The organism is Ruminococcus sp. AF31-8BH, from assembly GCF_003460605.1.
Classification (GTDB): domain Bacteria; phylum Bacillota; class Clostridia; order Lachnospirales; family Lachnospiraceae; genus Blautia_A; species Blautia_A acetigignens.
Window position 1 is genome coordinate 190,819 of the sequence record NZ_QTVN01000005.1, and the last position, 11,192, is coordinate 202,010.

An 11,192-nucleotide genomic window follows, 5' to 3' on the forward strand; every position below is an offset into this window, starting at 1 on the left:
AGTCTGGACATGAATTATTCCATGATATCTTACATTCTTGGCTGGATCTTTAATTTCGAGGCAGCTTTTATGCTCCTGCCTGGAATTACCGCGATTATTTACCGGGAGAGGGACGGGCTGGCATTTCTGGTCACCATGATCGTCTGCCTGGCAATCGGAATTCCCCTTACCAGGACAAAGCGTAAGAATAGAGTTTTCCATGCTAAGGAAGGTGCGGTTACCGTTGCTCTTAGCTGGCTGGTACTTAGTATCGCAGGGGCGCTTCCTTTTGTGATTTCAGGAAGCATTCCTCATCCGGTGGACGCTCTGTTTGAGACCGTTTCCGGTTTTACTACAACAGGAGCCAGCATTCTTTCCGACGTGGAGTCACTTTCCCACTGTATCCTGCTGTGGAGAAGCTTTACCCACTGGATCGGGGGTATGGGAGTGCTGGTGTTTATCCTTTGCCTTCTGCCTCTGACCGGAGGCTACCACATGAACCTGATGAAAGCAGAGAGCCCGGGACCTTCTGTAAGCAAGCTGGTTCCCAAGGTTCAGTCCACAGCCAAGATTCTTTATACCATTTATATTTTGATGACAGTTGTGGAGATGGTCTTCCTGCTTCTTGGAGGCATGCCGCTGTTCGATACACTGTGCCTGAGCTTTGGTACAGCAGGTACCGGAGGCTTTGGTATTAAGAACGACAGTATTGCCAGCTACAGTACCTACAATCAGATTGTCATTACCGTGTTTATGATCCTTTTTGGAGTGAATTTTAATGCCTATTACCTTCTTCTTTCCAAGAAAGTAATGCAGGCAGCCAAGAATGAGGAGGTTCGCTATTACCTTGGGATTATTGGCCTGGCCATTGTGGCCATTGCCGTTAACACAAGAGGCATGTTTACCAGCTTCGGCAGGGCGTTCCAGCAGGCAGCCTTCCAGGTTGGTTCCATTATTACCACAACCGGATATGCCACTACGGATTTTAACGTGTGGCCGGTATTTTCCAAGACCATACTTGTGATCCTAATGTTTGTGGGAGCCTGCGCAGGAAGTACAGGCGGCGGTATTAAGGTTTCCCGTCTTCTGATCCTCTGCAAATCCGCACGCAAGGAGCTGCAGCTTTACCTGCATCCCAATGCAGTGAAGAAGATCAAGATGGACGAGAAGGCCATTCCTCACGAAGTGGTAAGAGCTACCAATATGTTCCTGTTTGTGTATATTATGATTTTTGTGACATCCCTTTTGGTGATCAGTCTGGATAATCTGGACATGATTTCCAACTTTACGGCGATCACAGCTACCTTGAATAATATTGGACCGGGACTTGGGGCGGTAGGACCTACCGGAAACTTTGGATGCTATTCTTATATTTCCAAGCTGGTGATGATCTTTGATATGCTGGCTGGAAGACTTGAGGTGTTCCCGCTGCTGCTTTTATTTAAGAGGGATACCTGGAGAAAGTTTTAAATGAAAAGCTGCTGCTATTCATAATATGATAGCGCTGCTGATTGAAAACATGTTTTGTGTAGTAAAAATGCCGCAGGCTGTGCAGATAATTTCAGTACAGCCTGCGGTTTGCTTTTTATTTGTCCATAGTATACGGTTCGTCTGCCGGGTAACCGCCTGCTGCTTTCTGCATGCCGCGGGGGAGAGCATCCTTGGAGGTACGCCAGTCGGCGTCCTTGTTGCGGTAGTCGAATTTGTCACAGAACCAGTCCAGATCGTCGGAAAGTCTCTGCATGTTCTGCTCCATCATAGGGAACAGAATGTCGTAGAAGGCTTTCTTTTCTTTGTCAGACAAAGCGGTTTCCGCAGTCTCCACAAGATCCCCGAAATGAGGAATGCAAAAGCCCTTGCAGTTTTTGAAAAGAGGCAGAAATTCCGGATTTTTCTTAAAAAGGTCGAAGAAGGTGTCCAGATAACGGGCGTATGTATCTTTGTAAAAATTACAGATATAACAGCTTTCTTCCTGTGCCTTTGCCCAGGCACCAAGGGAAGTCTTTGCAGAGCCTGTGTCTGCATTTCCTTTTTTGAAACGGGAAAAAACAGAAGCCTTGGATGGGGCAAACATTTTGATCTGCTCATGGAGTTCCTTGGTTTTGTACTGGAAATGGGTCTTCAGGATCAGACCGGTGCCAAGACGGTTGCCATAGTCGTACATCTTTTTGTAGTGGGTGCGGCAAAATCCCATTTTATCTGTTTCCGCACGCACATCATCTTCCATATAAGAGGCTCCGGCCCCGAGAACAAAGTCCATAGTGTGCTGCTCCAGCTGCCGCTCCACAAAGCAGAAGGGGCATTCGTCATCCGCCTTGAAGGCGTCCATTAAGGGAATGGTGTATAATTTTTCTTTCATGTGAGGGTTCTCCTTAAGTTTATGATAATCCGAAAATTTTGTGCCGCCAGAGCAGCAGGAAAGACTTCAGCTCTGGCAGTCTGTTATAACCATAGTATGGTAAATCCAGCTGTTTGTAAAGCAAGAATTTAAATATAAAACCGAACGTATGGTTGCATATGATGCTATGGAATGGTATACTAAAAGAACATTTACAGTTTAAGGACGCAATCTCACATCATGGAGGAACGAAAATGGATATTCTGGACAGATTAAATCGATCACAGACAGAGGCAGTAACCGCTACAGAAGGATATATACGTGTCATCGCCGGTGCGGGTTCCGGTAAAACCAGGGCACTTTCCCACAGGTTTGCCTTTCTGGTAAATGAGATCGGAATTCTGCCTGGAAACATTCTGTGCGTCACCTTTACCAACAAATCTGCCAATGAGATGCGCCAGAGAATCCACAATCTTACCGGAGACAATGACACCGGATATATCAATACCTTCCACGGCGTCTGCGTATCCGTCCTGCAGGAGGAGAGCTACGCAGTCCAGTATCCCAAGAGCTTTCTGGTACTTGACAACTCCGACATTGATTCCATGCTGAAGATCATCTATGAGGAGCGTGGCCTGACCCTTCGGAATATGACTTTTTCCAGTGCCAGAGACATGATCGAGATTCGCAAGCTTTATAAGGAGCCAGAGTATTATCAGGATATGATCACCATGTCCATTGATCAGATTTATGAGAAATATATGCAGGCCACAGAGACATCGGAAATTATTTTTTACGGCTATCTGTACCAGGAGAAGAAATGCTTCGGCCTGGATTATAACGATCTTATCAAATTTACCTTATATATTTTTGAAAATAACGAAGAAATCAAACAAAAATGGCAGAAACGCTTGGAATACATTATGATCGATGAGTTTCAGGACATTGATGACCTGCAGTACCGCCTGATGTGTGTTCTGTGCGGCTATCACAAAAACCTGTTTATTGTGGGAGACCCGGACCAGACCATTTACACCTGGCGCGGCGCCAATGTGAAGTATCTTCTGGATTTTCACCGGAATTTTCCAGATGTACAGACCATTATGATGATGGAAAATTACCGTTCCACACCTGAGATTCTGCGGGCAGCTAACTCCCTGATCAGCAAGAATCTTCTCCGCATGAAAAAGGATCTGATTCCCACACTGCCCTCAGGCGGCTCCGTGCTCTGCTGTCACGGGGAGAACCAGGAAAAAGAGGCTCTGTGGATGGCAGAACAGATTAAAATACTAAAGGAAAAAGGAGTTCCTTACAAAGATATTACCATATTATACCGGGCTCATTACCTGACCAGAAGCATCGAGCAGGTATTTCTCAAGGAAGAAATTCCCTATACCATTTACAGCGGAGTACAGTTTTTCGGACGCATGGAGATCAAAGATGCTCTTAGCTATCTGAGGATGATTGCCTACAGGGATGATCTGTCGTTTCTGAGGATTGCTAATGTTCCAAAGAGAAATTTGGGAGAACGGCGTATGAAGTTTATTCAGGAGTATGCCGGAGAGAATTCCTGCAGCCTGTATGAAGCGCTTTGCCGGAATCTGGACCAGGATATTTTCAAGGGAACCAAAGCTGGGGAATTTGTCCAGCTGATTGAAAGCTTTGCAGCTAATTATCAGGATCGCCCGGTATCAGAGATCCTTTCTGCTGTTCTGGATCTGTCCGGGTATGAGAGAATGCTGCGCACAGAGGGGAACCAGGAGAGACTGGACAATCTGGCAGAACTGAAGCAGTCTGTTTACGAGTACGAGACCACCTGTGGGGAGGAAGCCATGCTGGAACACTATCTGGCCCATGTTGCCCTTTTCTCCAACAGCGACGCACAGCCGGAGCATGACAAGGTGAAGCTGATGACCGTGCACACCTCCAAGGGACTGGAATTTCCCTATGTATTTCTATGCGGTATGAATGAGGGTATTTTCCCATCCAGAAAGACTAAGACAAGAGAAGGAATGGAAGAAGAGCGCAGGCTGGCATTTGTAGCCATGACCAGAGCGAAGAAGCGCCTGTATCTTTCAGAAGCCAAAGGACGAAATCTGGATGGCTCCCCAAGATATCCTTCCAGATTCATCCTGGACATTGACCAGAATCTTCTGGAATACGACCGGAAACCAGAAGAAGGACTGATCAAAGAGGCACGGGAATACATTGAACTGAGCAGTCGCTGCCTTCTCACCGACGAAGCCCCATCCCATTACCCTATAGGCCAGAAAATCCTGCATAAGATTTTCGGCCCGGGAACTATCGTAGATGTAGATACAGAAAAAAGTGCCTACGCCATTCTTTTCGACGGAATGGAAACACCCCGGACTATCTCATTTCGGGTGAAGCTGGAAAAAATGTAAAAGAAAGTATACCTAAATAAAAAAGACATCCTGGGCAAGTGTGAAGCAAAATGCTTTGCGTTTGTTCAGGATGTCTTTTTTAATTCTGGTCGAAATGTTTATCGGAAATTACATTCATATTCGCTGCGGAAAGCCCTGACTCGTCAGTGTGGGCAAAGGCCTGCAGAATACAGTCGATGGTCTTATGAAGATAGGGCCTGTACTCAGCGAGACAGACGGGCTGGGAGTGCAGAATACAGCTGTAGCTTGTGGAGCTTACCAGTTCGATAATGGTAAAAAGAAGCAGCTCCGGGGAGTCATACTGTACATCGGACTGATCCAGAAGATTCAGATACTCCTGGAAAAAAGGAAAATCATCCTCGTCCGCCTGCTCCTGGAAGGCATCCTTAAAAACACCCCAGGACAGATTCTTGGAAATGAAACCAAGAAGATCGCTTTCTGTCTCCAGCCTGTCCAGAATATTGTCAACCAGAAAGTGCAGCTGTGCGGTGAAGCCGGTAACATGTGCCTGCTCCAGTGCATCCCGTGCCTGGGAGAAAAGCTCCCCTGCTTTATGTGAGATCAGCTTGTTTCGAATGTCATATTTATCTTTAAAATAAAGGTAGAAGGTTCCCTTTGCCACGCCTGCATTTTCCACGATATCAGAGATAGTGGTCTTCGCAAGGCCCTTAGTGGTAAAGAGTTCGAAGGCTGTGTTGTACAGAGCACTTTTCTTTCTCATTTTGTTTAACTCCAGTTTTCCCATGCCTGTTCCTCCTCATTGTGTACGGTTATACGGTGGATTCATTTTTATTTTAAACAAAAATGACCAAAAGTCAATATCAAAACCGGAAAAGATTTGGATAAAAAGCAGATATTGACTACTGGTCAGTTTTGTTGTATAACTTCTATAGGCTAAGAGATGACTAACCGATGATTTTAATAAGGAGTTGTATTGTGATGAATAGAAATAAAAAAATTCTGAACGCTACCATGGCTGCTGGAATGGTTGCCGTACTTGGAACTACCCCGATCCTTGCAGCCACACAGGATACAGAGAATGCAGTTTCCAAGGAAGAAACCGTATACGTAAATGCCACAGCAGAAGGTGAAGTGAAAGATATTACCGTATCTGACTGGCTGAAGAATTCCGGATCAGCAGACGGAGATGTATCCGATGTATCTGACCTGGAAGGAATTAAGAATGTAAAGGGTGATGAGACCTTTACCCAGGACGGCGAGAACGTGACCTGGAATACAGACAGCAGTGATATTTATTATCAGGGAACTTCCAATAAAGAACTTCCTGTTGATATGAAGATCAAATATTACCTGGACGATCAGGAAATCACACCGGATGAGCTCGCAGGCAAGAGCGGACATCTTCGTATGGAGGTTTCCTACACCAACAAATCCAAGAAGACCGTAAAGGTAGATAACAAGAACGTAGAAGTTTATTCTCCATTTGTTATGGTAACAGGAATGATCCTTTCTTCCGACAACTTCTCCAATGTCACCATTGATAATGGTAAAGTCATTTCTGACGGCGACAAGGAAATGGTTGTTGGAGTTGCAGTTCCTGGCCTGAAGGACAGCCTGGATCTGAGCGATGATCTTTCTGATAAGATTGATATTCCGGAAGGTTTCACAATGGAAGCTGACGTAACAGACTGCACCATGGAAAATACCTTCACCATGGCAGTGACAGACCTTCTCAGCAGCCTGGATCTTGAGAACTCCGAGGATCTGGATGATCTTCAGGATTCCCTGGATGAGCTGGATGATGCAGCAGTGAAGCTGGTAGACGGTTCTAAAGATCTTTTCGATGGAACCAAGGATCTCTATGATGGAACCAAGGATCTCTACGATGGAACTAAGACTCTTTATGATGGAACCAAGGATCTCTATGACGGAACCAAAGATCTGAAAGACGGAACCAAAGAGCTTTACGATGGAAGTAAGGAACTGGACGACGGAGCCAGAGATCTGGCAAACGGAACCAAGACCCTTTATGATGGAAGCAAGGATCTGGATGATGGAGCCGCTGAGTTGGCAGACGGAGCCAAGACCTTAAATACAGGTGCTGGACAGCTTTATTCCGGAACCAATTCCCTGTACAGCGGAACCAAGAATCTTTATGATGGAACCAGAACCCTGTACGGCGGAACAAGCACACTGGCATCCAGCTACAATGAGTTTGACGCAGGTGTTGCAAGTGCCAAGAGCGGTGCTTCCCAGTTAAACAGCGGTGCGAAATCCCTGCAGAGCGGTGTGCAGCAGTACACAAGCGGTGTTGCTTCCCTGGCAGATGGTGTTCAGAGCTATACAGCAGGTGTAGATACTGTAAACTCCAATCTTACAGAGTATAACAAAGGAATGCAGCAGCTTACCGATGGTGTGAATCAGTACGTAGCTGGTGGAAATCAGCTGGCAGATGGTGTTACCTCTTATGTAAACGGTGCAACTCAGCTTACCGATGGCGTAAGTACTTATGTAACAGGCGCAAGCACACTGGCTGAGGGAACCAAGGCTTATGTGGAAGGAACCACAGCTCTTGTAGAGGGCGTTGGACAGCTGGCACCTGGAATCGATGAGGCAGCAGCCGGAATCAGCAAGGCAGCAACTCAGCTGGCAGAGGTAGCCGTAAATGTAGAGAAGGCTCAGCCGGATCAGATGGTAGCAAGCCTGAATACTTATGTAGACGGAGCAGATAAGCTTGCAGATGGAGCTACACAGTATGTGGCAAAGGTTGGCGAGGCAGCAGACGGAGCACAGAGCGTGGCAGACGGAGCTAAGAGTCTTGCAGATGGAACCGCAGCAGTTGCAACTGGTGCAGCTCAGGTAAGAGACGGACTTGGAAGCCTGAAAACAGGAACCTCTGACGCAATCAAGCAGATTAGCAGCACTGCATCTGAAGCAATGAATAGTTATGCAGACCAAATTAGTGCTGCAGCAGCAAACATCCAGACAAGTGTTGAAGCACAGTCAGCCGGTGTATCCACAAGTACTGCATCCGGTGAAATCAGTGCAGTTTCTAGTTCTGTAGGCAGTGCAATTGCAAGTTTGGAAAGCATTGATACTTCTGCCCTGGATGAGAATACAGCGGCACTGATCAATAGTGCATTAGGACAATTATACAGCAGTGCAGACAATGCATCCGCAGCACAGGGCGAACTGAGCAATATCGAAGCACAGTCACAGGTATCTGTAACAGCTGAAACAAATGGAGATGATATTAAGGCCACATTAAATGCGCTTGCAAGCGGTTTGTATGATACAGCTGGAAAAGTTACTTCTGCAGGCGAGTATTCCGTAAGCACTCTGGAAGGTGAGACAGACAAATTAATTTCCGGTGCATCCTCCGTAGCAGACGGCGCAAGCAGCGCAGCTTCTGGTGCATCTACCTTAAGCACTGGCGCATCTAACTTAAACAGCGGTCTTGCACAGCTGAAAGAAGCAGGCAACAGCCAGCTTGTAACAGGTGCAGCACAGCTGAAAAAAGGCGGTACACAGGTTAGAGAGAGCCTGACAGCAGTAAGCAGCCTTGTAGCAGGACTTGGAGATATCTCCACCATGACAGATGATGTAAACAAGCTGGTAGAAGGTTCCAAACAGATTTCCGCAGGAAACGAGCAGCTTCAGGCTGGCTACAAGCAGCTGACAGAAACTGGTGCAGCAGAGCAGTTGACAGCAGGTGCTGATGAACTTCTTAAGAATAAAGACACTATTACAAACGGAATCACCGCACTTCAGGGTAAGGACAATGCAAACGCAAATGCCCTTCTCGACGGAGCAACCACTCTTAAGAGTGCAAAGAGCAGCCTTGACAGCGGACTTTCTTCTATCAGCCAGGCAACCGGCCAGCTGGTAACAGGCGTTGGCACAATTGCAGCAAACAGCGTAGCGCTTAGAAGCGGAGCAAATCAGCTGACTTCCAACAGCGCTTCTTTGAACAGCGGGGCAGCACAGCTTACAGCAGGAACTAGTGATCTGGTAAGCGGAGCTGGTACTCTGGTAGCAGCAAGCGGTCAGGTGAAAGCTGGTATTGCACAGCTGAAGAGCGGAGCTGCTGATCTTAGAGATGGAGCATCTCAGTTAAGAAGCGGAGCAAACAGCGTAAACAACGGAATGCGTGATCTGAAGAACGGAACCAGTGATCTTGCAAGCGGAGCAAACACTCTGAAAGACGGAACAAGCTCCTTAAAGAGCGGTGCGAAGGAACTGAATGACGGTGCCAAGACTCTGAAGAGTGGAACAAGCTCCTTAAAGAGCGGAGCTAAGACTCTGGACAGCGGAGCAAGTGATCTGAAGAGCGGAGCTAAGGATCTGAAAGACGGAGCCAAGGATCTGAAAGATGGAGCTAAGGAACTGAATGACGGAGCTAAGGATCTGAAAGACGGAGCAGAAGAACTGAAAGACGGCGAGAAGGAATTCTACGATGAAGGTATCAAGAAACTGAAAGATACCATGGAAGATGATTTCCAGAGCGTACTGGATCGTCTGGAAGCACTTCAGTCTGACGACGCAGCTTACACATCCTTCACAGGTCTTGATGATTCCATGAGCGGAAACGTGAAGTTCATTATCGAGACAGAAGGCTTTGATGACGGCAGCGAAGACTGATCCTGAATTGACAGAACTGTTTTCGAAAATATAACAGAAGCAAGATGGGGCAGGAGATGATCCTGCCCCTTTCTTTATGGGTTCATGAGGCGGAACCCTTATACTCCCTTGCGTCCCCAAAAGGAGTCTGCTATAATGAAACAAATTGGGAAGAGGACTAGAAACTGACATAGAAAGAAACAGGAACAGGTGATTCAATGGATGCTGCGAAAAACAAAAAGGCAGGTGCCAGGTCAGCAAAGAAGAAAAAAGGCCTTGCCTATGAAATCCGAAAAGCACTGAAAATCGGGAAATCGGACTACTATGACTTCAATCTGGTAGCGGTCATTATCCTGATCATGTGCTTCGGTCTTATTATGCTTTACAGTACAAGCTCCTACATGGCACAGATCAATGAAGGGGACGATATGTTTTATTTCAAGAAGCAGGCTCTTTACAGCATAGGCTGTCTTGTGATGGCAATTATAGAGTCTTATTTTGACTATCATCTTCTGCAGAAAATCCCTATGCTGATCTATTTTGCAGCTGTGGTGCTGATGGTACTTGTTAAAACGCCTCTTGGAGTAACCTCCCACGGTGCCAGAAGATGGCTGAAGTTAGGAGTTCAGTTCCAGCCTGCAGAGGTCGCCAAGATCGCGGTGATCATCTGTCTGTCCTATCTGATCGTGAAAATGGGCAAGCGTGTGAAAACCTTAAAGGCATCTATGGTACTTCTCGGGGTCGGAGGCTTCCAGGCATTTCTTGCATACTGGCTGACACAGAACTTAAGTACTGCTATTATTATTTTCGGAATTACAGTTGGTCTGGTATTTATTGCACATCCAAAGACCAAGCCTTTTATTCTCGTGGCAGCAGTGGGAGTCGTTCTGGCAGCAATCCTGGTGTATGTTGTTTCCCGCATGGATGTAGTAGAGGGAAGCTTCCGTCTGCGCCGTATCCAGGTATGGCTTCACCCGGAGGCAGATGCAAGCGGAGACGGCTATCAGACTCTGCAGGCCCTTTATGCCATTGGTTCCGGCGGCTTTTTTGGAAGAGGGCTTGGAAACAGTATCCAGAAGTTAGGAAGCGTGCCTGAGGCACAGAACGATATGATCTTTTCCATTATCTGCGAGGAACTGGGAATCTTTGGGGCACTTATGGTGCTGGCCCTGTTTGCCTATCTTTTGTACAGACTGTTTTTTATTGCCCAGAATGCACCGGATCTGTTCGGTTCCATGCTGGTAAGCGGTGTGTTTATACATATTGCCCTTCAGGTCATTATGAACGTGGCGGTTGTGCTGAATCTGATGCCGAACACAGGTGTTACCCTGCCCTTTATCAGCTATGGAGGAACCTCGGTTTTGTTCCTGATGGCAGAGATGGGACTGGCCCTCAGCGTGGCGAGACAGATTAAATTCCAGGAACCGGAATTTATACTATAATTCTCTTGACAAATGCGCCACCAGATTATATACTTTCCGCAGTGTATGAAATACGGCGCAAGAGAAGCCGAGAACCTGGCTGCGAAATCATGTGAAGAATGATTTTGATGCATCGCGAAGGGCGTAACTGTGAGGGTGATGAACGGTTACGATATTTATTTAAAGGAGAATGAACAATGTTAGAAAAGATGAGTGAAATGATCGCAGAGCAGCTTAACTGCGACGCAGAGACAATTACCGCAGATACTTCTTTTAAGGATGACTTAGGAGCAGATTCCCTTGACCTCTTCGAGCTTGTTATGGCTCTGGAAGATGAGTACAACATTGAGATCCCGGCAGAGGAGCTTACAGAGCTGAATACAGTTGGCGACGTAATCGACTACCTGAGAGATAAAGGAATCGACGCATAATTTTTACGCGCGCTGATCTCCCTGAGGCGGACCTGCT

7 protein-coding genes are annotated in these 11,192 nt (G+C 46.7%); 5 read left to right on the plus strand and 2 right to left on the minus strand.

Going from position 1 to position 11,192, the window contains the following annotated elements; all coding sequences use genetic code 11:
• Positions 1 to 9 precede the first annotated feature (9 nt).
• A complete protein-coding gene (locus DWZ38_RS08315; protein ID WP_117851547.1) occupies positions 10 to 1,449 on the plus strand; it encodes a TrkH family potassium uptake protein in 1,440 nt (479 codons plus the stop codon).
• Positions 1,450 to 1,564: 115 nt separating this feature from the next.
• Here DWZ38_RS08315 and DWZ38_RS08320 read toward each other — a convergent pair whose 3' ends face one another.
• The gene (locus DWZ38_RS08320) at positions 1,565 to 2,338 is read right to left on the minus strand and encodes a DUF6062 family protein (RefSeq protein ID WP_021924329.1); all 774 of its coding nucleotides are present in this window, start codon (positions 2,336 to 2,338) and stop codon (positions 1,565 to 1,567) included.
• Positions 2,339 to 2,571: 233 nt separating this feature from the next.
• Here DWZ38_RS08320 and DWZ38_RS08325 point away from each other — a divergent pair, with 233 nt between their 5' ends.
• Positions 2,572 to 4,722, plus strand: a complete 2,151-nt coding sequence (locus DWZ38_RS08325) for a UvrD-helicase domain-containing protein (RefSeq protein WP_117851549.1) — start codon at positions 2,572 to 2,574, stop codon at positions 4,720 to 4,722.
• Between the two features lie 79 nt (positions 4,723 to 4,801).
• On the opposite strand, the gene DWZ38_RS08330 is transcribed toward DWZ38_RS08325, so the two are convergent.
• A complete protein-coding gene (locus tag DWZ38_RS08330; protein ID WP_021924327.1) occupies positions 4,802 to 5,467 on the minus strand; it encodes a TetR/AcrR family transcriptional regulator in 666 nt (221 codons plus the stop codon).
• A gap of 194 nt (positions 5,468 to 5,661) precedes the next feature.
• On the opposite strand from DWZ38_RS08330, the gene DWZ38_RS08335 reads away from it, so the two are divergent.
• The 3 genes from DWZ38_RS08335 (at position 5,662) to acpP (ending at position 11,155) form a co-directional block, all read left to right on the plus strand.
• Positions 5,662 to 9,324: a hypothetical protein gene (locus DWZ38_RS08335; RefSeq protein WP_178105300.1), complete on the plus strand. Its 3,663-nt coding sequence runs from the start codon at positions 5,662 to 5,664 to the stop codon at positions 9,322 to 9,324.
• A 197-nt stretch (positions 9,325 to 9,521) separates the two neighbouring features.
• Positions 9,522 to 10,745 (plus strand): putative peptidoglycan glycosyltransferase FtsW, encoded by a 1,224-nt coding sequence (locus tag DWZ38_RS08340; protein WP_021924301.1) that lies wholly within the window; start codon positions 9,522 to 9,524, stop codon positions 10,743 to 10,745.
• Between the two features lie 176 nt (positions 10,746 to 10,921).
• A complete protein-coding gene (gene acpP / locus DWZ38_RS08345; RefSeq protein ID WP_021924300.1) occupies positions 10,922 to 11,155 on the plus strand; it encodes an acyl carrier protein in 234 nt (77 codons plus the stop codon).
• The last annotated feature ends 37 nt before the right edge of the window (positions 11,156 to 11,192 follow it).